The sequence below is a fragment of the Bacillus sp. ISL-51 genome, from assembly GCF_018613535.1.
Classification (GTDB): Bacteria; Bacillota; Bacilli; order Bacillales; family Bacillaceae; genus Bacillus.
Genome location: NZ_JAGGQB010000006.1, coordinates 245,459 through 267,384, shown reverse-complemented (window position 1 = coordinate 267,384; position 21,926 = coordinate 245,459). Strand labels below are relative to the sequence as shown.

Annotated in this window: 19 protein-coding genes, 1 other RNA gene and 1 other annotated feature; of the genes, 4 read left to right on the top strand and 16 right to left on the bottom strand. The window is 47.2% G+C overall.

Annotated elements, in window-relative coordinates; all coding sequences use genetic code 11:
- Positions 1–12: 12 nt before the first annotated feature.
- From J7E26_RS09950 to cymR, 6 genes are all read right to left on the bottom strand, one after another.
- Positions 13–471, bottom strand: a complete 459-nt coding sequence (locus tag J7E26_RS09950) for a PRC-barrel domain-containing protein (protein WP_214798190.1) — start codon at positions 469–471, stop codon at positions 13–15.
- A 114-nt stretch (positions 472–585) separates the two neighbouring features.
- Complete coding sequence (gene recD2 / locus J7E26_RS09945) at positions 586–2,949, bottom strand: SF1B family DNA helicase RecD2 (protein ID WP_214798938.1); 2,364 nt, start codon at positions 2,947–2,949, stop codon at positions 586–588.
- Between the two features lie 35 nt (positions 2,950–2,984).
- Positions 2,985–3,605, bottom strand: coding sequence for a tetratricopeptide repeat protein (locus tag J7E26_RS09940; RefSeq protein ID WP_251034476.1), 621 nt, complete (start codon positions 3,603–3,605; stop codon positions 2,985–2,987).
- Between the two features lie 89 nt (positions 3,606–3,694).
- On the bottom strand, positions 3,695–4,810 hold the full coding sequence (gene mnmA / locus J7E26_RS09935; protein ID WP_214798186.1) for a tRNA 2-thiouridine(34) synthase MnmA: 1,116 nt from the start codon (positions 4,808–4,810) through the stop codon (positions 3,695–3,697).
- A gap of 36 nt (positions 4,811–4,846) precedes the next feature.
- Positions 4,847–5,986, bottom strand: a complete 1,140-nt coding sequence (locus J7E26_RS09930) for a cysteine desulfurase family protein (protein WP_214798184.1) — start codon at positions 5,984–5,986, stop codon at positions 4,847–4,849.
- An 18-nt stretch (positions 5,987–6,004) separates the two neighbouring features.
- Positions 6,005–6,421: a cysteine metabolism transcriptional regulator CymR gene (gene cymR / locus J7E26_RS09925; protein WP_003152730.1), complete on the bottom strand. Its 417-nt coding sequence runs from the start codon at positions 6,419–6,421 to the stop codon at positions 6,005–6,007.
- A 195-nt stretch (positions 6,422–6,616) separates the two neighbouring features.
- Here cymR and J7E26_RS09920 point away from each other — a divergent pair, with 195 nt between their 5' ends.
- From J7E26_RS09920 to J7E26_RS09910, 3 genes are all read left to right on the top strand, one after another.
- Positions 6,617–7,885 (top strand): replication-associated recombination protein A, encoded by a 1,269-nt coding sequence (locus J7E26_RS09920; RefSeq protein WP_214798182.1) that lies wholly within the window; start codon positions 6,617–6,619, stop codon positions 7,883–7,885.
- A gap of 120 nt (positions 7,886–8,005) precedes the next feature.
- Complete coding sequence (locus tag J7E26_RS09915; RefSeq protein WP_214798180.1) at positions 8,006–8,611, top strand: TetR/AcrR family transcriptional regulator; 606 nt, start codon at positions 8,006–8,008, stop codon at positions 8,609–8,611.
- The gene (locus J7E26_RS09910; RefSeq protein ID WP_214798178.1) at positions 8,604–9,344 is read left to right on the top strand and encodes an SDR family oxidoreductase; all 741 of its coding nucleotides are present in this window, start codon (positions 8,604–8,606) and stop codon (positions 9,342–9,344) included. Before J7E26_RS09915 ends, J7E26_RS09910 begins: the two co-directional genes overlap by 8 nt.
- 45 nt (positions 9,345–9,389) lie before the next feature.
- On the opposite strand, the gene J7E26_RS09905 is transcribed toward J7E26_RS09910, so the two are convergent.
- From J7E26_RS09905 to J7E26_RS09885, 5 genes are all read right to left on the bottom strand, one after another.
- On the bottom strand, positions 9,390–10,154 hold the full coding sequence (locus J7E26_RS09905) for a tRNA threonylcarbamoyladenosine dehydratase (protein WP_214798176.1): 765 nt from the start codon (positions 10,152–10,154) through the stop codon (positions 9,390–9,392).
- Between the two features lie 70 nt (positions 10,155–10,224).
- A non-coding RNA gene (ssrS, locus tag J7E26_RS09900) (6S RNA) lies at positions 10,225–10,417 on the bottom strand.
- 61 nt (positions 10,418–10,478) lie between these two features.
- Entirely contained in the window at positions 10,479–12,257 is a 1,779-nt protein-coding gene (gene aspS / locus J7E26_RS09895) for an aspartate--tRNA ligase (RefSeq protein WP_214798174.1), read from the bottom strand.
- A gap of 17 nt (positions 12,258–12,274) precedes the next feature.
- Positions 12,275–13,546: a histidine--tRNA ligase gene (hisS, locus tag J7E26_RS09890; RefSeq protein ID WP_214798172.1), complete on the bottom strand. Its 1,272-nt coding sequence runs from the start codon at positions 13,544–13,546 to the stop codon at positions 12,275–12,277.
- A gap of 72 nt (positions 13,547–13,618) precedes the next feature.
- Positions 13,619–13,863 (bottom strand) — a binding site (T-box leader).
- Between the two features lie 59 nt (positions 13,864–13,922).
- Positions 13,923–14,093: a YrzK family protein gene (locus J7E26_RS09885; RefSeq protein ID WP_214798170.1), complete on the bottom strand. Its 171-nt coding sequence runs from the start codon at positions 14,091–14,093 to the stop codon at positions 13,923–13,925.
- 130 nt (positions 14,094–14,223) lie between these two features.
- Here J7E26_RS09885 and J7E26_RS09880 point away from each other — a divergent pair, with 130 nt between their 5' ends.
- Positions 14,224–15,780 (top strand): N-acetylmuramoyl-L-alanine amidase family protein, encoded by a 1,557-nt coding sequence (locus J7E26_RS09880; protein WP_214798168.1) that lies wholly within the window; start codon positions 14,224–14,226, stop codon positions 15,778–15,780.
- A gap of 28 nt (positions 15,781–15,808) precedes the next feature.
- Here J7E26_RS09880 and dtd read toward each other — a convergent pair whose 3' ends face one another.
- The 5 genes from dtd to J7E26_RS09855 form a co-directional block, all read right to left on the bottom strand.
- Positions 15,809–16,252 carry a D-aminoacyl-tRNA deacylase gene (dtd, locus tag J7E26_RS09875; protein ID WP_214798166.1) on the bottom strand — a complete coding sequence of 148 codons (444 nt, stop codon included), beginning with the start codon at positions 16,250–16,252 and terminating at the stop codon, positions 15,809–15,811.
- 12 nt (positions 16,253–16,264) lie between these two features.
- A complete protein-coding gene (gene relA / locus J7E26_RS09870) occupies positions 16,265–18,469 on the bottom strand; it encodes a RelA/SpoT family protein (protein ID WP_214798165.1) in 2,205 nt (734 codons plus the stop codon).
- A 157-nt stretch (positions 18,470–18,626) separates the two neighbouring features.
- The gene (locus tag J7E26_RS09865) at positions 18,627–19,139 is read right to left on the bottom strand and encodes an adenine phosphoribosyltransferase (protein ID WP_214798163.1); all 513 of its coding nucleotides are present in this window, start codon (positions 19,137–19,139) and stop codon (positions 18,627–18,629) included.
- Between the two features lie 5 nt (positions 19,140–19,144).
- Positions 19,145–21,505 (bottom strand): single-stranded-DNA-specific exonuclease RecJ, encoded by a 2,361-nt coding sequence (gene recJ, locus J7E26_RS09860; RefSeq protein WP_214798161.1) that lies wholly within the window; start codon positions 21,503–21,505, stop codon positions 19,145–19,147.
- 55 nt (positions 21,506–21,560) lie between these two features.
- Positions 21,561–21,887: a LapA family protein gene (locus J7E26_RS09855; protein WP_214813303.1), complete on the bottom strand. Its 327-nt coding sequence runs from the start codon at positions 21,885–21,887 to the stop codon at positions 21,561–21,563.
- Positions 21,888–21,926 lie beyond the last annotated feature (39 nt).

Sequence of the window (21,926 nt, the reverse complement as noted above, 5' to 3'; positions counted from 1 at the left end):
AGACTACACCTCTTATCCGTTCAGGACGATGCCGTCTTTCCCTATTTCGATAAGCGTATCAGCTGCACGCCGCACTTGGCGTTTGCCTGCCAGATCTGAAAAGAAGCCGTCCGAGAGTTCATATGCTACGATTATGCCCTTGTCCATACAAAAGTATACATCTTCCATAAGCCCCATCATTTCACCCTCAGGCGATTTCACCGGCTGCATCTTAATCTGTTCAAAGGTGAAACAGCTCTTCGGCAAAGGCTGCAGGTGGTCTGTAACGGCAAAAACGGCTTGCTGGTTCATATCACTTATATCAGAGGCCTGCAAAAATAGATGGCGGTAATGAAACAGGCGTTTCTGCTCAAGAACAAAACCGAGAAACTGTCCGTCAAGAGAGAAACACACATCCGATATCATCCCGAGATTACGGCTAGTGCGTTCGGCATATACAGTGCGTCCTTCAGCTGCATGGCATGTTCTCAAAGTGTGATCAACCACCTTTTGTTGAACACGTATAGGTTTTGCCAAGAAGCCGGGCACCATACTTTGAAATGACTTCCACAATAAAAACCCGGCACATGTTCATGCCGGGTTTGTTCACGCTTCTTCTTTCATAAAATCAAACGGCGTAATGCCTTCCATTCCGATATTTGCATCATATACACTGAACGGCAGCTCTTTTTGCAATGCCGCCAGCTCTTCATCCATCTCTTCCGTCTGCTGAGCCAGCCTGTTTTTGAGCGACGTTTGCCTGACGGTTGCATCATTATTTTTGACGCCCCACTCAAGCGCTTCTTCCTCTCCGCAAAGAATCAGAAATTTTTTCGCCCTTGTAATGGCTGTATACAGCAGATTTCTCCTGAGCATCCGGTAATAGCCTTTGACTACCGGAAGGACGACAATCGGAAATTCGCTTCCTTGAGACTTATGAATTGAACAGCAATAGGCGTGTGTAAATTGGCTGAAATCTTTTTTCGTAAAAGTGATTTCATTGCCGTCAAACGAAACGACCGCCATGTCTTCTTTTTCCGTATTTTCTTTGGCATAAAAGATGGACACGATTTCGCCGATGTCACCGTTAAACACATTGTTTTCCGGCTGATTGACAAGCTGCAATATTTTATCTCCCGTCCTGTAGACAACATCTCCGAATTTCAGTTCACGCTTTTTTTCTTTCGGCGGATTCATAATGTCTTGAAGAAGTATGTTGAGCTCGTTAATTCCGGCTTTTCCCCTGTACATCGGCGCAAGAACTTGGATATCCTTTGGTGTATATCCCTTCTTTAACGCGTTTGAGACGACCTTATCAACAACCTCTTTAATTTGCGAGGAATTGCAGCGGATAAACGAGCGATCCTTTGTCGGCGCCGTCAGTCCCTTAGGCAGCATTCCTTTTTTCATATCATGGGCGAGCTCAACGATGGATGATCCTTCAGCCTGTCGGTAAATGTCGGTCAGGCGGACCGTCGGCAGCACCTCCGAGGCCAACAGATCTCTTAACACTTGGCCCGGCCCTACAGACGGAAGCTGGTCTTCATCACCGACGATAATCAGCTGAATGTGCTTGGGGAGCGCCTTAAACAGATGGTTCGCCAGCCAAATATCGAGCATACTCGCTTCATCTATAATAAGCAGTTTTCCCTCAATCGGCTGATCTTCATTATAAGTAAAGCCTTCAGCCCCGTTCCAGCCGAGCAGCCTGTGAATCGTGACAGCCGGCAGACCCGTAGATTCGCTCATCCGTTTTGCGGCTCTTCCCGTCGGGGCGGCAAGCAGCACCGGAAATGCTTCGTCTTTTTTATAATCTGCCGGATCGAGCGACACACCGTGCAGTTCGCTGTATAATTCGACAATTCCTCTGATTACGGTAGTTTTTCCGGTGCCGGGTCCTCCGGTCAGCAGCAGCATCGGTGATGAGAGCGCCTTTTGAATCGCATCCTTTTGGCTCGGGGCGTATTGAACTTTCATGCGCTCTTCCAATTCACCGAGTGCCAGCAAAAATTCTGATTCGGGAAATTGATCAGCGTACTCAGTTTGGCCCGCAATATCGAGCACGCGCTTCGCAACGTTCTGCTCCGCGTAAAACAAGGACGGGAAATAACAGCGTTCATCTTCTATCACGATATCTTTATGCTCCCCTAAAGCGATGATGCCTTCGGCCGCGTCCATTTCCGACACGCGCCCGCCGTCGGAAGATTGATTTAAAAGCGTTTGTGTGTTGATGATAAGCTGTTTTGTTTCTATGTACGTATGCCCCTCTGAAAGGCACGTCGATTCAATGGTGTATAAAATAGCCGCTTTAATCCGCTCAGGGTGGTTTCCGGACAGCCCCATTTTTCCGCCCAGCTCATCCGCTTTTACAAAGCCGATGCCTTCCACATCCTTCACAAGCTGATAGGGATTTTCCTGAATTTTTTCAAGCGTCTCTGTTTCGTAAGCCTGATAAATTTTCATGGACAGCTGCGGCCCGAACCCGTATTGGTTCAGAGAAATCATAATCTGCTCCAAGCCCTGATGGCGCTGAAGCTCGCCTGCAAGCTTATCCGCTTTCTTTTTTGACATTTTCGGCACATCATAAAGAACAGAAGCATCGGCCAGAATTTTATTCAGTGCGCCGTCTCCCAGCTTTTTGACGATTTCTTCTGCCGTTTTTTTACCGATGCCCTCAAACAGATCACTTGATAAATAGTGGATGATGCCTTCTTTTGTGGTCGGAATTTCTTTTTTAAAATGCTCTGCCTGAAATTGCAGGCCGAACTTAGGATGCGTTGCCGTTTTTCCGTAAAACGTGTAGGTCTCTTCTTCTTGCAGCAGAGGGAAGTAGCCCGTTACGGATACGACCTTGTCTTCAATCGCTTCAGACGTTTCGGCGACTTTTACTTTCAGTACCGTGTACAGGTTGGTGTCATTATGATAAATGACAGTATGAATGGTGCCTTTTACAAACGGCTCTTCTTCCATTTTCAGCTGATCCACGAGCCTTCCCTCCTTCTCGATTATGATTGGGCGATAAGCTGTTTCGCATGAAGCGCGAGCATATGATCCGGCTGTATTTCAAGCGTGCGTTCAAGCATCTGAAGCGCCTTTTCGCGATCTTCTTTATACGCATAGGCGACACCCGCATTATAAAACGCATCTGCGTGATCTGGGTCCTGCTCAATTACTGCATTGAATTGCGCCAGCGCTTCATCAAGCATTTCTTCATTTGCCAGGCACATTCCGAATTGGAAACGGGCCTCCGTGTCATTTTCATTCAGTTCAATAGCACGCTGCAAATAGGGCAGCGCAAGCTTCGGCTGCTCTAATTTAACGAGAACGGTGCCGAGCATATAAAACAAGTCGCCGTTTTCCATACCTGAACGGAGTGCTTTTTCAAACATATCCTTCGCTTCCGGATAAGATTCTTTCATGACATATACATTTCCCGCTCCATAATATGCCGCTGCCGCTGAGCTGTCCAGTTCAAGCGCTTTGTCATAAAATTTAAGCGCCCGTTCCAATTCATTTACAGAGGAAAGCAAGTTCGCAAAGTTAATGTACGGCACCGCATCTTGGGCATTTTCTTCGATAGCCTTTGTAAAGGCTTCGGCCGCTTTTTCGTAATCGCCTTCCTGCATGGCGTCAATTCCGATTTTATTATAATCCATTCCCCATCTTCCTTTCGCTAAAAAACCCCAACATGCGAGTTGAGGTTTTTTTACATGTGTTATACGTACCACAATTTCGTTCCGTCTTTATAGACATCGTCAATCGTTCCGCCTCCAAGGCACTCTTCACCGTCATAAAAGACGACGGCTTGTCCCGGCGTCACGGCGCGAACCTGCCCGTCAAACACGATTTCCGCTTCATCTGCGCCCGTCATTTTCACGGTAACTTTGTGATCTTCCTGACGGTAGCGGAATTTCGCCGTGCAGCTTATTTCACTTCCGTCCATTATGCCGGGACGCGTCCAGCTGACATTTGTCGCTGTAATCTTATCAGAATACAAAAGCGGATTATGGAACCCTTGATCAACGTAAAGAATATTTTTTTCAAGATCTTTTCCGACCGCAAACCACGGCTCGCCGCTGCCGCCGATTCCGAGGCCGTGCCGCTGGCCGATCGTATAATACATCAGGCCGTCATGGCGCCCCTTCACTTCTCCGTCCATCGTCATCATATTGCCCGGCTGAGCAGGGAGATATTGGCTGAGAAACGTTTTGAAGTTGCGTTCGCCGATAAAGCAGATGCCCGTGCTGTCTTTTTTCGCTGCCGTCGCAAGTTCTGCTTCTTTGGCGATTTCCCGGACGCGGCTCTTTTGCAGATCACCGATCGGGAACATCACTTTACTGAGCTGCTCTTGGCTGAGCTGATTTAAAAAGTAGGTTTGATCTTTATTCTCATCAAGGCCGCGGAGCATGCGTACTGAATCCCCGCTTCTGTCAACCCGCGCATAATGGCCTGTGGCGAGATAATCCGCGCCGAGTGATAAAGCATGCTCTAAGAAAGCCTTAAACTTAATTTCTTTGTTGCACATGACATCCGGATTTGGGGTTCTTCCGGCTTTATATTCATCCAGGAAATATTGAAACACCTTTTCCCAATATTGTTTTTCAAAATTGACGGCATAATACGGAATCCCGATTTGGTTGCAGACACGGATGACATCTTCGTAATCTTCCGTCGCCGTGCAAAAACCGTTCTCATCCGTATCGTCCCAGTTTTTCATAAATATCCCGATTACATCGTAGCCCTGCTCTTTTAACAAAAGGGCTGCCACGGAAGAGTCGACGCCGCCTGACATTCCGACAACGACTCTAGTATCCTCCGGCCGTTTTTCCATTTGCATTCACTCCATTAAAAACGTAAGTCCGCTTTTTTAAGCAAGCCGTTTGACAACGGCGGCAAGCTTTTCGGCGGCTGTTTCGATTTGTTCCGCCGTATTGCCGAGGCCGAAGCTGAGGCGGATTGACGAGGTCAGCCTGCCGCTCTCACTTCCGAACATGCCCGTAAGCACGTGGGACGGAAGAACGGATCCCGCGGTACACGCAGACCCGCTTGATACGGCAACGCCTTCCATGTCAAGATTGACCAGCAGCGCTTCCACCGGCACACCCGGAAAATAAAGATTTAAAATGTGAGGCAGGCTGTTCTCGGCATCTCCATTCACCTCTGCCTTGACGCCGGCTTTTTCCAGCGTGCTGATAATGATGTTCTTAAAATCCTTAAACAGTGCGGTTTTTTCTTCCCGCTCACGGTTTGAAAGAACGACCGCTTCCTTTAACCCGGCGATGCCCGGTACATTTTCCGTACCTGCGCGCCGCTTTCTTTCCTGCTCTCCGCCAAGAAGCATCGGTGACAGCTTCACCTCTTGATTTACATATAAAAAGCCTGTCCCTTTTGGTCCGTTTAGCTTATGACCGGAAACAGACAGCAAGTCAATTCGGCTTTTATTCACGTCAATCGGCAGATAACCGAACGCCTGAACGGCATCTGTGTGAAAATAGGCTTGATGTCCGCTTAACAGCTCTCCGATTTCGTCAATCGGCTGAACCGTTCCGACTTCGTTATTGCCATACATGACGGTAACAAGGATTGTATCATCACGAAGCGCTTCTTTCACCTGATTTGCACTGATCCTTCCTGAAGGGCCCGGGATCAGGTATGTCACCTCAAACCCGTCTTCTTCCAGCTTTTCGCAGGCATGCAAAACGGCATGATGCTCAATAGCCGTCGTAATGATATGCTTTCCTTTGTCTTTCCGGGCAGCAGCGGTTCCGAGGATGGCTAAATTATCAGCTTCCGTGCCGCCGCTTGTAAAAATGATTTCCTGTTCTTTCGCGCCGATTTCCCGTGCGATATCCGCTCTCGCTTCGTCTACCCATTTGCGTGATTCTCTCCCGAAGGAATGAATGCTTGACGGATTGCCGAAACTGCCGAAGAAGAGCGGTTTCATTTTTTCCAGCACACGCTCATCCATTGGAGATGTCGCGGCATGATCTAAATAAATCCGTTCCATTGTTTTTACACCTCTGATTTAAATATAGAACATGTAGGCTTCCTGCTCGCCGTCTGTGTAGCTCGCAAGGTCTTCTAACGTTGTGCTGTCCAGCACATCTTTTACGGCATCGCGGATGCGGATCCATAACTCCCGTTTGGCAGGCTCTTCATCCTCGAGCACTTCCACCGGACTGATCGGCCCTTCCAGCACCCTGATAATGTCTCCGGCCGTTATCTCCTCAGGCTGGCCGCCGAGCACATAGCCGCCGTAAGCGCCTCTGATGCTTTTTACGAGTCCTGCGTTTCTGAGCGGTGATACAAGCTGTTCTAAGTAATGCTCCGAAAGGCTGTTTGTTTGGGCAATGCTTTTGAGCGAAGTCGGGCCGTCTCCGTGCTTTTTCGCCAATTCAATCATAATGGTGAGCCCGTATCTTCCCTTTGTCGATATTTTCATTATGAACACCCCAGTCAATTCTAATTGTTAATTTATACAAGTAAATGGATATGAATAATCTGTTTAGTGTCTTATAGACCAACTGTTATTATAACATAACTTACCCTAATTTTCATTGGCTCACGCGGACTGAGACACCCCCCCTTTTCTAATCGTTATTTTTCCGTTACCCTGTATATGTAAGGAGAGATGATCATGAAGCCATTGGCGTATCGGATGCGTCCTACCAAAATAGAAGATATTATCGGCCAAGAGCATTTGGTCAAAGAAGATAAAATCATCGGCAGAATGGTGCGTGCCAAGCATTTATCATCCATGATCCTGTACGGGCCTCCGGGGATCGGCAAGACTTCGATAGCCACTGCCATCGCAGGCTCGACAAGCATCGCATTCCGGAAACTGAATGCCGTGATTCACAACAAAAAGGACATGGAGATTGTCGTTCAGGAAGCGAAAATGTCCGGGCAGGTCATTTTAATACTTGATGAAGTTCACAGGCTTGATAAGGGAAAACAGGATTTTCTGCTGCCTTATTTAGAAAACGGCATGATTATCTTAATCGGCGCAACGACAGCCAATCCCTACCACGCCATTAACCCGGCCATCAGAAGCCGGACGCAAATATTTGAGCTTGAACCTTTAACGCCTGATTTAATCAAACAGGCGCTGACAAGAGCGCTGACAGATGAACACCGGGGACTCGGTTCTTACCGCGTTGCCGTCGATGACGAAGCGATGGATCATTTCGCCGGCGGCTGCGGCGGAGATGTCCGTTCAGCCTTAAACGCGCTTGAGCTCGCCGTGTTATCAACGAAAGAGTCCGACGGCGGCACCATCCGCATTACGCTTGAAACTGCGGAAGAATGCCTCCAGAAAAAAAGCTTTTCCCATGATAAAGACGGAGATGCACATTATGACGTCTTATCCGCGTTCCAGAAATCGATTCGCGGCTCTGACGCAAACGCGGCCCTTCACTATTTGGCGCGCCTTATTGAAGCGGGAGACCTTGAAAGCATATCACGGCGGCTTCTTGTCATCGCCTATGAAGATATCGGACTTGCAAGCCCGCAGGCCGGGGCCAGGGTGCTGAGCGCCATTCAGACCGCAGAGCGGATCGGCTTCCCTGAAGCGAGAATACCGCTGGCTAACGCGGTCATTGAGCTGTGCCTTTCACCAAAATCCAACTCCGCCATTTTAGCCGTTGATGAAGCGATCAAGGATATCCGGTCGGGAAAAATCGGAGACGTGCCGAAGCATTTAAAGGATGCGCATTATAAAGGGGCGGAAGAGCTCGGACGCGGAATCGGCTATGAATATCCGCACAACTTTGAGAACGGCTGGGTAGAGCAGCAATACTTGCCCGACCCGCTAAAAAACAAGCAATATTATAAGCCGAAACAAACGGGTAAGTTCGAAGCAGCTATAAAGCAGGTATATGAAAAATTAATGAAACAGAAAAAATAATCAGGCAAGGACACAACGATGTGTTCTTGTCTTTTTTATACAAAAAAACAAATGACAAAAATTAAAATATGTCATTTGTTATCTTCATGTGCTATGATCCTATCAGGAGGCGGTATTTACATGAATGAAAAGGTAAACAAAAGAGAAATATTAGACGCCGCTGAACACACGTTACGGCGATTCGGGCCGAAAAAAACCTCTGTCACCGATATTGCAAAAGCCCTGAACGTAAGTCACGGAACGATCTACAGGTACTACCCCAGCAAAACGGCATTAAAAGAAGCCGTAACGGAGCGCTGGCTTAAAGAACAGATTTCAGCCCCTCTTCAAAGTCTGTTAACAGATTCAGAAAATGAATCACCTGATATGCTGTTAAAAGCGTACGTGCTTAAGCTCATTTCACTGAAACAAACGTACGCAAAACAAGTTCCGGAAATGTTTGACATGTATGCCGAGGTGACAGCCCGCTCTGCCGGTCTCATCAGCCGGCATATCAAAACGATCATCGGGCAAATCAGAAGCATAATCCAAAAAGGAATGGAAAATGATACGTTCCAGTCTATCGCAGATGACCTTGCCTGCTCTGTTTTTTATGCGACGGCGCGTTTTCATCATCCCGCCCATGCTTATGAATGGAATGGTGAAACTATCCGGGAAGATTTTGAGCAAGTATGGAAGCTGATCAGTGAAGGTTTCTTAAAAAAGGGAGGAAAAGAACATGACTGACGTCAACGGAAAAACGGCTATTGTCACGGGTGCTTCAAGAGGAATTGGAAAAGTCATAGCCGAACAGCTCGCCAGTTCAGGCATAAAGGTCGCTGTGAACTACGCAAACCATTCTGAGCAAGCTGAAGCCGTTGTGAAAGGAATTCGCGCAAAAGGCGGAGAAGCCAAAGCCATCAAAGCGGATATCAGCAAGCTTCCTGAAATTGAACGCCTTTTTACAGAAACGATCAGCACATTCGGAAAAGTCGATATTCTTGTGAACAATGCCGGAATGATGAAAACGACGATGCTGAAAGACGTTACCGAAGAGGAATTCGACCGCCACTTTTCCATCAACGCCAAAGGGACATTTTTTGCCTGTCAGCAGGCAATGAAATATATGGAAGACGGCGGCAGGATCATTAATATATCCACATCCGTCCTCGGTCAGATGTTCCCCGGGTACAGCGTGTACGCAGGCACAAAAGGCGCGGCAGAACAATTCACAAGACAATTAGCGAAGGAATTCGGCGCTAAAAACATTACGATTAACGCCGTGGCGCCGGGTCCGATCAATACTGAGCTGTTCATAGCAGACAAAACAGAAGAACAAATTTCCGCGCTGACAAAATCAAATGCTTTTCACCGATTAGGAGAAGCAGAAGACATTGCCGGCGTAATCGGGTTTCTCGTCAGCGAACAGTCCGAATGGGTGACAGGCCAGACGATTCGGGTGAACGGCGGATTTATTTAGATAAAAAACAGCCTTACTCACTAAGGACTAAGGCTGTTTTTCTTTTTATTTATCTTTTACTCGTTTGATTTCAATATCCTTTAAAAGTTCCATCACGACATGCCCGCCCATAATCAGGCCGGCCACCGATGGAACGAAAGCGTTGGAAGACGGCGGCATTTGCGCTTTGCGGATTTTCGCTTCATCATTCCCCACTTCTTTTCTGACCTCTTCCCGAATGACGATCGGACTTTCATCAGAAAAAATGACCTGTACGCCTTTTTTAATTCCTTCTTTGCGAAGCCTTGTCCGGACGACTTTGGCAATCGGATCAGTATGCGTTTTGGAAATATCAGCGATTTGAAAGCGTGTCGGGTCTGTCTTGTTTGCCGCTCCCATGCTGGAGATTAACGGAATGTCCCGTTTGAGGCATTCCTTCATTAAATGGATTTTATAATGAATGGTATCTGACGCATCAATGACATAATCAAGAGGATAGTCAAAAAATTGCTCATACGTCTCTTCCGTATAAAACATTTTTAAAGCAATGACATCACAATCGGGGTTTATATCGGCAATCCGCGCTTTCATTAAATCCGTCTTCGGCTGACCCACCGTTGACAAGAGCGCGTGTATTTGGCGGTTTACGTTTGTAATGTCAACGTCATCTTTATCGACAAGCAAGATGCGCCCTACCCCTGATCTCGCCAAAGCTTCGGCTGCAAATGAACCGACTCCGCCGACGCCGAGAACGGCCACTGTGCTGTTTTTCAACGTATCCAGCCCTTCTTTTCCAATCGCTAACTCATTACGGGAAAACTGGTGTAACAAGAACCTCACTCCACATTCTGGTTTTATAGGATCACGGCTTAAAGAAGCCGCTGTTTCAGGACATAAAAAATAAAGTCCCAATTGTGCCGTTGCAGCTTTCCTTCGTTTTGAACCCGCTCTCAGCAGGTGGGTGCCCTTTTTTAAATCTTGTAAGTCCTCTTTACCGAATGAAAAGAGGCATGTACGCCATTTAAAAATGCGGGCTCCCAAATCAAAAAAATGTTCGGTCAAAACTAGGTATACAACTAACACATCAGGACTTTATTTAACTTGTCAAAATCATATCACAGCAGATTTTGATTTTCAAGAAACAAACTGCTCATCTTAATTTTTCACTTTACTTTTGACAGAAAGGTGAAGTTCATCAAGCTGGGCGTCGCTTACTTCTCCCGGCGCTTCTGTCAGCAGGCAGCTCGCGCTTGCCGTTTTCGGGAAGGCGATTGTATCTCTTAAATTCGTGCGGCCCGCAAGAAGCATAACCAAACGGTCCAAGCCAAGGGCAATTCCGCCGTGCGGAGGAGCGCCGTATTCAAATGCTTCGAGAAGATACCCGAATTCCTCAACCGCTTGTTCTTTTGTGAAGCCGAGGAGCGCAAACATTTTTTCTTGAATATCCTTTTCGAAAATACGGATCGAGCCGCCGCCAAGTTCGTAACCGTTTAAGACAAGGTCATAGGCTTGCGCCTTCATGTCCTCAGGCGCGGTTTCAATCAGCTCAAGATCTTCACGTACAGGCATTGTAAACGGATGGTGCGCCGCATAAAAACGGCCTTCTTCCGCGTCATGCTCTAATAGCGGCCAATCAACGACCCATAAGAAATTGAAGAGGCTTTCGTCGATCAAGCCGCGTTCTTTTCCGAGCTTCAACCGAAGTGCGCCAAGCGATTGGGCGACAATCTCAAACTTGTCAGCGCCAAACAGCAGCAAATCGCCTTCAGCAGCGTCAAGCGCTTCAATCAGCTTCGCCTGCTTCTCTTCATCAAAGAATTTCGCAATCGGGCCTTTAACGCCTTCAGTTTCAACTTTTACCCATGCAAGGCCTTTGGCGCCGTAGTTTCCGGCAAATACGCCGAGCGCATCGATATCCTTTCTGGAGTAGTCGCCGGCTGCGCCTTTGACATTGATGGCTTTGACAACGCCGCCGTTTGCAACGGCTGATGAGAACACTTTAAATTCGGTATCCTTCACAATGTCGGATACATCCGTCAGCAGCATGCCGAAGCGTGTATCCGGTTTATCGGAACCGTAACTGTTCATGGCTTCATCGTAGGTCATGCGCGGAAGCGGAAGTGAGACTTCGACGCCCTTCGTTTCAAGCATGACCTTCGCCATCATTTCTTCTGCGAGAGCCATGATGTCTTCTTGGCTCATGAAGGACATTTCGATATCGATTTGCGTAAATTCAGGCTGACGGTCGGCACGCAGGTCTTCATCACGGAAGCAGCGGGCCACTTGATAATAACGCTCAAAACCTGAAACCATCAGCAGCTGCTTAAAAATTTGCGGTGATTGCGGAAGGGCGTAAAACTCTCCTTCATGCACCCGGCTCGGCACTAAGTAATCACGTGCGCCTTCCGGTGAGCTTTTCGTTAAAATCGGTGTTTCAATATCAAGAAATCCATTTTCATCCAAGAAATGGCGGATCGCCTTCGTTACCTGATGACGCATTTGCAGCGTCTGGAACATGGCCGGACGGCGCAAATCCAAATAGCGGTATTTCAAACGGACGTCCTCTGAAACGTCATCCGCCTGATCGCTGATCACAAACGGCGGTGTTTTTGCCGCACTCAGCACCGTTACCGATTCAGCCTTAATTTCGATTTTGCCTGTTTTCAAGTTTTGATTCACTGTGCCTTCTTCACGGGCAACAACCGTTCCTTCGATATCAAGCACGTATTCATTTCTGATACCTTCCGCAACGGCAAGGGCTTCCGCTGATACGTCAGGATTAAATACCACTTGCACAATGCCCGAACGGTCACGCAAATCAATAAAGATCAAGCCGCCGAGATCACGCCGTTTCTGCACCCATCCTTTCAGTTTGACGGATTCGCCAATCGATTTTTCAGTGATATCGCCACAATAAAATGTTCTTCCAAACATAGCGTTCCTCTCCTTCACTACTTTTGATCTGCCTTTAACACTTGTATCAGCTCATCTAAAACCACTTCACGCTGTTCTCCGGTGTCCGCATTTTTCAAATTGATTTTGTTTTGGGCAAGTTCGTCTTCCCCTAAAATCGCTATAAAACGCGAGCCCAGACGGTCAGCTGTTTTGAATTGGCCCTTCATTTTTTTGTTTTCATAATCAATTTCGCTTGAAATGCCGGCTTCTCTCAGTTTGTACACGAGAGAAACGGAATGATCCTTCGCTTTTTCTCCAAGTGTGACGATGTAGCAGTCAATTCCCTGATTGACAGGAAGCTCCGTTTTCTCGGCGTCAATCGCTGCCAGGAGGCGCTCGATGCTCATCGCAAAACCGATACCCGGCGCTTCCGGTCCGCCGATCTGCTCGACAAGCCCGTCATAGCGGCCGCCGCCGGCAAGTGTTGTAATGGCCCCAAAACCTTCTGCATTGCTCATGATTTCAAACGCAGTGTGATTGTAGTAATCAAGCCCTCTGACAAGGTTCGGATCGATCTCAAACGGAATGCCGAGCGCTGTTATATATTGCTGCACCTTTTGAAAATAAGCTGCCGATTCATCATTTAAATAATCAAGAATAGACGGTGCCGTTTTCATAAGCTCATGATCTCTGTCTTTTTTGCAATCGAGAATTCTGAGCGGATTCGTGTGCAGTCGTGACTGGCAGTCTGAACAAAATTCGCCGATGCGCGGTTCAAAATGTTTGACGAGCGCTTCCCGGTAGGCCTGACGGCTGTTTTGATCACCGAGGCTGTTCAGCACGAGCTTGACATTTTTCAAGCCGGCTTTTCGGTAAATGCTCATCGCAAGCGCGATTACTTCTGCGTCCACGGCCGGATCTTTAGAACCGATGGCTTCAATCCCGAATTGATAGAATTGGCGGAAGCGTCCCGTCTGCGGGCGTTCATAACGGAACATCGGCCCGACATAGTAAAGTTTCGTCGGCTGAACCGGATTCGCAAATAATTTATTTTCGTTAAACGCGCGCACCGCAGCAGCCGTGCCTTCAGGACGAAGCGTCAAGCTTCTGCCTTTTCGGTCTTCAAAGGTATACATTTCTTTTTGCACGATGTCTGTAGATTCACCGACGCCTCTGGCGAACAGTTCCGTATGCTCAAAAATCGGCGTGCGGATTTCTTTATATTGATAAGTACGGCATGTGTCTCTCATAATTTGTTCAACGAACTGCCATCTGTCTGATTCACCCGGCAGTATATCCTGTGTGCCTCTTGGAATGTGATATGCCATTTTACAGGCCTCCTTCATTGTCTTTCTTAAAAACATGAAATCAAAAAACTCCCGCCCCTACTATACATGTATAGTAGGGACGAGAGTTATACCCGTGGTGCCACCCTAGTTGGAATGCCTCAGCATCCCCGCTCTGGCCCTTAACGCAGGTTCACGTCCGCTGCCTAATAACCGATGCATCAACATGCAAAAGCGTTCAGCAGGAAACCTCCGGAGTGTTGTTTCGAGAAAGATGCAGTGCGGATCCGCTTTCAGCCCGGGACGGTTCCTCTCTTCTCCATGCATTCTTACCTACTCTTCTCCATTATCGGTTCAAATAGTTATAATTTCTTATGTACATCAATTTCTATTATAATAATGGGATTACACTGCTCTGTCAAGTTTTATTCCGTCTGTTTCTTTTTGAAACGGCTTCTTTCGATAAGAGCCCGAACTCTGAAGACGTCTCTTCAAGATAGCCGGTCTGTCCCGCCTCGGCCTGTTCACTGAAGTGCAGATTTGCTTCTGTATCGTGCAGCGCGCGACCCATTTTTGGTTGATATTTCATGATTTGCACACCTTTTCGCTGTATTTACGACTAGTATAAACAAATCATTTTATTTTTATTTAACATTCAGCAAGGAAATTACGATATTATACAAGAATATATTTTAGTTAGTTCAGAAAGGAGGACAGCCATGAATAAGAAAGCTCTTGCTCTTATTTTATGCAGCGTCATCATCACAGCACTTCTCCCGTCATTTCATACCGTTATTGCCGCAGAAGGAGAAGCCGTCATCGCAACAGACAAGATCAATGTCAGAGGCGGTCCCGGCCTGAGCTATGGAATTATAGCTGAAGTGAAAAAAGGAGAAAGATATCCGATCCTCAAAGAAGAGGGTGACTGGGTGCAGATTCAGCTGAGCTCCGGTAAAACCGGATGGGTCGTCTCCTGGCTGATATCAAAAACAACCGGGGGGACAAGCAGTGCGTCCGCACAAAGCGGAACAGTCACTTCCACTGACCCTGACCTCCGTATCAGAAAAGGGCCCGGGACTTCGTATGAAGTCATCGGCAAGCTTCCGCAAGGCGCACATGCGTCCGTGCTTGATAAAGACACCGGATGGGTGAAAATTTCTTATCAAGGTACGGCAGGATGGGTTTCTTCCGATTACGTCACAGCGGAAAGCGGCGGACGGGAGACGAAAGAGAATTCATCCCAGAGCGGTTCAAAGAGCGGGACGGTCGGCGTTTCCTCGTTGAATGTCAGAAGCGCAGCGTCACATGGTTCAGCAATTATCACAAAATTATCCCGCGGAACAAAGGTAGCGATTTTGAGCGAAGACCACGGGTGGGTGAATATTGAAGCAAACGGGCAAAAGGGCTGGGCGGCGAGCCACTACATCTTAAGGGAGTCTGATTCATCAGACAGCGCTTCCGGCTCGGGCGGCTCTGACAGCTCAAGCTCCGTGAAAAAAGCATATATCGTTTACGGCGGGACGAATTTAAGAAGCTCGGCCTCGACCTCTGCTTCCATCGTGGAACGGGCCAATAAGGGCGCATCCTACCCTATTATCGGCTCGAGCGGCAAATGGTATGAAGTCCGGCTTGAAAACGGCCAATCGGCTTATGTGGCCAACTGGGTCGTCCAAACGTCAAAAACCGGGGAGGAATCCGGCGAAGCACCGGCTCCTAAAGCCTCAGGCGGAAACGGATCCCTCAAAAACAAAACGATTGTCGTTGACCCAGGACACGGCGGAAAAGACAGCGGAACGATCGGCTACTCGGGACAATTCGAAAAAAACTTAACGATTAAAACCGCTAAGCTTTTAGCAGGAAAATTGAGGGCTGCCGGTGCAAATGTGTATGTCACAAGGCAGGATGATACGTTTATCAGCCTGCAGTCACGTGTTTCAACTTCTCATTACCGGAATGCAGATGCCTTCATCAGCATTCACTATGACAGCTATGCTGATACGTCAACCCGGGGCAGCACGGCTTATTATTACAGTCCGTCAAAGGATCGTGAGCTTGCCTCAGACGTTCACTCCGAAGTGGTTAAGCGCTCGGCTATTCCCGACCGCGGCGTATTATTCGGAGACTATTACGTGCTGAGAGAAAACAAACGGCCTGCCATGCTGTATGAGCTCGGCTATCTCAGCCATCCGCAAGAGGAAACGATTTTACATAGCGGTTCTTACCAGGAAAAGGTGACTGACGGAATCGAAAGCGGATTGGAACATTATTTTCAGTAACAAAAAAAGCTGCCGTTTGGCAGCTTTTTTATTGTTTAGAATCCATAATCAATGTGACCGGTCCTGAGTTTGTCAGCTGAACATCCATCATGGCTCCGAATGTTCCGGTTTCGACTTTGATCCCTTTTTCACGAAGAAAGTCGTTCCATTTCTCATAAAGGTGCAGAGCCTGATCCGGTTTGGCCGCATTCATAAAATTCGGGCGGCGCCCTTTTTTCGTCTCACCGTAAAGCGTAAACTGTGAGACTGATAAAAGCTCTCCGCCTATGTCTAAAAGCGATAAATTCATCTTCCCGCTTTCATCGTCAAAAATCCGCAGTTTAACAATTTTTTCAGCTAAATAAGCGGCATCTTCCGCAGTATCTTCATGAGTGACACCGACAAGCGCCATAATGCCGGGACCGATCCGGCCGACTTCGGCACCGTCAACTGTCACGCTAGCTTCTGTTACGCGCTGAACAACTAATCTCATTGTAAGCTCCTTTTAATTCATTACCCGGCGTACTGAATAAATGTCTCTGATCTGCTTGATCCGCTCGACCACTTTGTGCAGATGATTGATGTTTTGAATAAAAATCGCCATATGAATCGTTGCCACTTTATTGCGGTCGGATTTGCCGGAAACAGATGATATATTTGTTTTCGTTTCATTTACGGCTTGAAGCACCTCGTTTAACAGCCCGCGGCGGTCATAGCCTAAAATCTCGATTTCAACATTATATTCCTTGCGCTTTTGAACCTGTGATTCATGCTCCCATTCGACTGGAATCAGACGCTCCTGCGCTTCATTGGTTTTCACGTTCGGACAGTCGTCACGGTGAACGGATACACCGCGGCCCTTTGTAATAAAGCCGACAATATGGTCTCCAGGCACCGGGTTGCAGCATTTTGACAAACGAACGAGAAGGTTGTCAATGCCTTTTACGCGGACACCCGCTTCCCGTTTTCTCCCTTGCGGATACTGTTTAGGCTCGGCAGTAACCTCTTGAACGATTTTTTCCTGCTCTTCCTGATCACGCAGTTTCCGTTCTTTTTCGGTGAGCCTGTTGGCCACCTGCAAAGCAGTGATGCCGTTATAACCGACCGCGGCATACATATCCTCTTCATTTGAGAAATTGAACTTATCGGCAACCTTTTGAAGATTTTCGAGCGTTAAAACATCCTTCACTTCAAAATCAAGGTTTTTGATTTCTTTTTCGACCAGCTCACGGCCCTTTTCGACGTTTTCTTCACGCCGCTGTTTTTTAAAGAACTGGCGGATTTTATGTTTCGCCTGCGATGTCTGGGCGAGTTTGACCCAGTCTTGGCTCGGTCCGTACGAATGCTTGGAAGTCAAAATCTCGACAATGTCTCCCGTTCTCAGCTTATGATCAAGCGTCACCATTTTCCCGTTGACTTTCGCTCCGATCGTTTTATTGCCGATTTCCGAGTGAATTCTGTAGGAAAAGTCGATCGGAACAGAGCCTGACGGAAGCTCTATGACATCGCCTTTTGGCGTAAACACGTATACCATGTCAGAAAACAAATCAATTTTTAATGATTCCATAAATTCTTCCGCATCGGTTGATTCGTTTTGGAATTCCAATATTTCACGGAACCAGGAAAGCTTTTTCTCAAAAGTCGCTTCTTCGTTTGCCGCCTTGCCTTCTTTATATGCCCAGTGAGCCGCAACCCCGTATTCAGCGATTTCATGCATCTCAAATGTTCTGATCTGGACTTCCAGCGGGTCGCCTTTAGGCCCTATCACAGTCGTGTGAAGGGATTGATACATGTTTGGCTTAGGCATCGCAATATAATCTTTAAATCTGCCCGGCATCGGCTTCCAGCAAGTGTGAATTATGCCGAGCACCGCGTAGCAGTCTTTAATGCTTCCGACAAGAATACGGACGGCGAGCAGATCATATATTTCATTGAATTGTTTGTTTTGCAGCGCCATCTTGCGATAAATACTGTAAATATGCTTCGGACGGCCTGAGAAGTCAGCTTTGATATTGACTTCTTCAACACGTTTTTTCACTTCATTGACAACCTCATCCACATAAAGTTCGCGTTCCGCGCGCTTTTTCTTCATGAGGTTTACGATTCTGTAATATTGCTGAGGATTCAAATAACGGAGAGCGGTATCCTCAAGCTCCCATTTAATTTTAGAAATCCCGAGGCGGTGTGCCAAAGGAGCAAAGATTTCAAGTGTTTCATTTGAAATTCTCCGCTGTTTCTCCTGCGGAAGATGCTTTAACGTCCGCATATTATGAAGGCGATCCGCCAGCTTGATCAATATGACTCTTATATCCTGAGCCATAGCGACAAACATTTTGCGATGGTTTTCCGCCTGCTGTTCTTCTTGAGATTTATACTTAATTTTACCGAGCTTCGTTACACCGTCTACAAGCATCGCCACTTCTTCTGAGAATGCTTCCTTCAGGTCATCGAGGGTGACATCCGTGTCCTCCACCACATCATGCAAAAATCCGCCCGCAATTGTGGATGGGTCCATTTCAAGATCAACGAGAATACCCGCTACTTGAATCGGGTGGATGATGTACGGCTCACCTGATTTGCGGTACTGTTCGCGATGCGCGTCATGTGCGTACAGGTAAGCTTTCTCAACAAACACAATCTGCTCCTCCGGCAGATAGGTGCGCGCTTTATCTATTACTTGCTCGGCAGTCAATACTTGTTCGTTCGCCATGGAATCACCTTTTTTAAATGTAAACTGTATTAGTTTATTATCAAGAAAAAAACGAGAGATGTAAAGGGCAGAAGTTCAAAACACCTAAAGATTCTGTCAGGATGATGAAATAATAGGAAAAAAGCACCCGGTCATGAGTGCTTTTTCCATTATGCGGTTAATATTTCATTAACGTTAAAATATCGTAATCGTCAAGCTTTTCTCTGCCGTTAAGGTAAGAAAGCTCAATTAAAAACGCGATTCCCGCAACGACGCCGCCAAGCTCTTCAACAAGCTTAATCGTCGCCTCGATTGTGCCGCCTGTTGCCAATAAGTCATCAGTAATCAGCACGCGCTGGCCGGGCAAAATGGCATCTTTATGAATGGTCAGCACGTCTTTTCCGTACTCCAAGCCGTAATCGACTTTAATGACTTCACGCGGAAGTTTTCCTTCTTTACGGACAGGCGCAAAGCCGACTCCGAGCGCATATGCGACAGGACAGCCGATAATAAAGCCCCGTGCTTCCGGTCCGACAACTAAATCAATTTCTTTTTCTTTTGCATATTCAACAATTTGGTCAGTCGCATATCGATAGACGTCGCCTTTGTCCATCAATGTCGTAATATCTTTAAATTGCACGCCCTCTTTCGGATAATCGGGCACAATTGTTACGTATTTTTTAAGATCCATCTGTTCTATGTCCTCCTCGTACTTTCATAAGCCTCTGAATCTTGATTCATCAGCTTATTCAGCCATTCCTTCAGCTCTTTGGCCGCGGAATAATTCAGCTTCTGGTCTAATTCCATCAGCTGCTGTTTTACCTGATAGGTTTGCGAGTCTGCCAGATCGCGTTTTTTCGCGCCGCTCACTACAGACAGCACACCATCTTCTATTTTAACAAAACCTAGATCAAAAAACACCTTTGTCATGAAATTGATTGTGTCAATTGACCAACCTCTGTGTCTTGCAAGATCTGAACCATGCTTCTGCAAGTCAAAAGTGCCTCTTTTCAAGAGAAACGCATAAAACCACTTGAAATCATTTCGCGACGGAAATGAGGACAGGAAATGTTCTTCATGATTGATAAAAATAAAATAAATCCGTTCCGGTTTCTTTCCGTTAAGCAAGCTTTTCAGCCAGTCCGCTGATGGCGGCACATCCAGAAAAACGGCATATTTTCCGTCAAGCTGAAGCGCTTTTGCCTCAGCCTCCGATTTGATTTCATACAGCTCACCGCGCAGCTCTTCTGTCCGGAGCTGCTGATTCGTTTTCCCGTTAAAACTGATCAGCACTCTTTTATCCTTCGGAAGCGCAGTGACCGTTTCTTCCCATGCCCGCTTGCCTCTTACATCAAAAAGCTGCCATTCAAAAACCGCAGCATCTTTAATCATAAGCTGTGGTTTCTTTCTGTTGTTCCATTCATTAATGGACATTTCACCGACGATGGTAATATTCGATCCGGGCACAAGCCCCGCTTCAAGCTCGCCTTTGTTAAAGCCGACGCAATCAAGCATGGCGGAATCATTTTTCACCGTCATTTTTACATGGTTTTTATTCGCTCCGATCAGACGGACATCTTCCAGCACCGCATTTTCCACCATCACATGCGGTTTCGGATTTAGCATTCCAAACGGCGACAGCATATTCATTTCGGTTATGCTCTCGACGGTAATGTCTTCAACACCGCAAACAAGATCAACGTCTTGAACGGGGATAAAATCCTCTTCCGTAAGCGTTTCTTCAGCCATTTGATTAAGCCTGTCCCTTAAATCAGGCACATCTTCGGCCTTCAGCGTCATCCCTGCAGCCATCGGATGTCCGCCGAAATGGGGAAGAATATCTCTGCAGTTTGAAAGGCTTGAAAAAAGATTAAAGCCCCTGATGCTCCGCGCAGAGCCTTTTGCAATCCCTTGTTCTTCATCAATGCCCAGAACAACCGCAGGCCGGTAAAAACGCTCTGCAAGCTTGGAGGCAACAATACCGACAACCCCCGGATTCCAGCCGGCTTTTGCCACAACAATCGCCGACAGGCTCCCGCTTTGCTGCTGAACCATTTCAACGGCCTCTTCCGTCATGGTTTTCACCAACTTCTGCCGCTCTTTATTCAGCTGGTCGATATTTGCTGCCAGTTCCTCCGCCTCAAAAAGGTCTTCAGTCATCAGCAGATGAACGGCGGGATCTGCCTGTTCAAGTCTTCCGACGGCATTAAGCCTCGGCGCGACCTGAAAACCGATCGTTTCCTCATCTGCTTGTCCGATATCTCCGCCGGACAGCTTAATTAAAGCCTGCAAGCCCGGACGGTTTGTTGTCCGAAGCCTTTCTATTCCCAGCGAAGCGATTAATCTGTTTTCATCATGAAGCGGCACCAGATCTGCAATCGTGCCGATAGCTGCTAAATCAAGGAGAGCTTCCGGCAAGGAGCCCGTGAGTGCATGGGCAAGCTTAAACGCCACACCGACGCCCGCCAATTCTTTAAACGGATAGCTGCATCCGGGCTGCTTCGGGTGGACAATCGCATAAACGTCAGGAAGCGCAGGGCCCGGCTCATGATGGTCGGTGATAATGACGTCTAAGCCCAGCTCTTTCGCGACCTCCGCTTCGTGAACGGCGGCAATGCCCGTATCAACCGTGATAATAAGCGAAAATCCCCGCTCTTTTATGGAACGGAAGGCATGTTCATTCGGCCCGTAACCTTCTGTAAAACGGTCCGGAATATAGAAATCAACATTAGCCGAAAGCTGACGGAGCGTTTTCAGCATCACTGACGTGCTTGTGACTCCGTCGGCATCGTAATCTCCATAAATCATAATCGGCTCACCGCGTGAAACCGCCAGCTTAATCCGATCAACCGCTTCCTGCATTCCTTTCAATTCAAACGGATCATAAAAGTCTGCATCCTTTGTATGTAAAAACAGCCTTGCGCTTTCTGCAGTGTCAAAACCTCTCTTCACAAGCAGAGACGCCACAAGAGGTGTTATGTCCAATTGTTCTGTGAGTGATTTGACCTTATCCTGATCTGGCTGCTGGATCTCCCAGCGCATTTTTGACGCTAACATAAATTCACCCCTCAACCACCCTATTATACTAGAGCGGACTGAGGGGTTTCAAATGTTATTCTAATCCTTTTTTCTCTTTCAGCATTTCTTCCGGCTGCGCCGCAGGTTTTTTTTCGTTTGTTTCAGCTGTCAATTCCGGAGCGGATCGGTTTTCTTTCCGCAGCATTTTAATTTCACGCTTCAATTTCATAATTTGAAAAATCCCGACGGAAAAGACGATGAGCGCCCCCATTAAAACGGAGCCTAAAATGACTAAAATAAGCGGCCATTCAGAGGTTCCGAACAGATAATCAACCTCAACCGCCCTTACATTAATGACCGCGAAAATGGCGACGATTAAGGTAAATATCAGAGCAAATATAATCGTCCATTGTTTATTCATACGTCAGCCTCCAGACTGTTGATTTCTACATGTTGTTCC

Coding starts and splice junctions, on each gene's coding strand:
- J7E26_RS09910 (WP_214798178.1), top strand. CDS start 8,604: ATGACTGACGTCAACGGAAAAACGGCTATTGTCACGGGTGCTTCAAGA.
- J7E26_RS09915 (WP_214798180.1), top strand. CDS start 8,006: ATGAATGAAAAGGTAAACAAAAGAGAAATATTAGACGCCGCTGAACAC.
- J7E26_RS09940 (WP_251034476.1), bottom strand. CDS start 3,605: ATGCAGGAAGGCGATTACGAAAAAGCGGCCGAAGCCTTTACAAAGGCT.
- J7E26_RS09885 (WP_214798170.1), bottom strand. CDS start 14,093: ATGAAATATCAACCAAAAATGGGTCGCGCGCTGCACGATACAGAAGCA.
- aspS (WP_214798174.1), bottom strand. CDS start 12,257: ATGTTTGGAAGAACATTTTATTGTGGCGATATCACTGAAAAATCGATT.
- relA (WP_214798165.1), bottom strand. CDS start 18,469: ATGGCGAACGAACAAGTATTGACTGCCGAGCAAGTAATAGATAAAGCG.
- J7E26_RS09920 (WP_214798182.1), top strand. CDS start 6,617: ATGAAGCCATTGGCGTATCGGATGCGTCCTACCAAAATAGAAGATATT.
- mnmA (WP_214798186.1), bottom strand. CDS start 4,810: ATGGAAAAACGGCCGGAGGATACTAGAGTCGTTGTCGGAATGTCAGGC.
- dtd (WP_214798166.1), bottom strand. CDS start 16,252: ATGAGATTAGTTGTTCAGCGCGTAACAGAAGCTAGCGTGACAGTTGAC.
- J7E26_RS09865 (WP_214798163.1), bottom strand. CDS start 19,139: ATGGATCTTAAAAAATACGTAACAATTGTGCCCGATTATCCGAAAGAG.
- hisS (WP_214798172.1), bottom strand. CDS start 13,546: ATGGCATATCACATTCCAAGAGGCACACAGGATATACTGCCGGGTGAA.
- J7E26_RS09855 (WP_214813303.1), bottom strand. CDS start 21,887: ATGAATAAACAATGGACGATTATATTTGCTCTGATATTTACCTTAATC.
- recJ (WP_214798161.1), bottom strand. CDS start 21,505: ATGTTAGCGTCAAAAATGCGCTGGGAGATCCAGCAGCCAGATCAGGAT.
- recD2 (WP_214798938.1), bottom strand. CDS start 2,949: ATGGAAGAAGAGCCGTTTGTAAAAGGCACCATTCATACTGTCATTTAT.
- J7E26_RS09880 (WP_214798168.1), top strand. CDS start 14,224: ATGAATAAGAAAGCTCTTGCTCTTATTTTATGCAGCGTCATCATCACA.
- J7E26_RS09930 (WP_214798184.1), bottom strand. CDS start 5,986: ATGGAACGGATTTATTTAGATCATGCCGCGACATCTCCAATGGATGAG.
- cymR (WP_003152730.1), bottom strand. CDS start 6,421: ATGAAAATATCGACAAAGGGAAGATACGGGCTCACCATTATGATTGAA.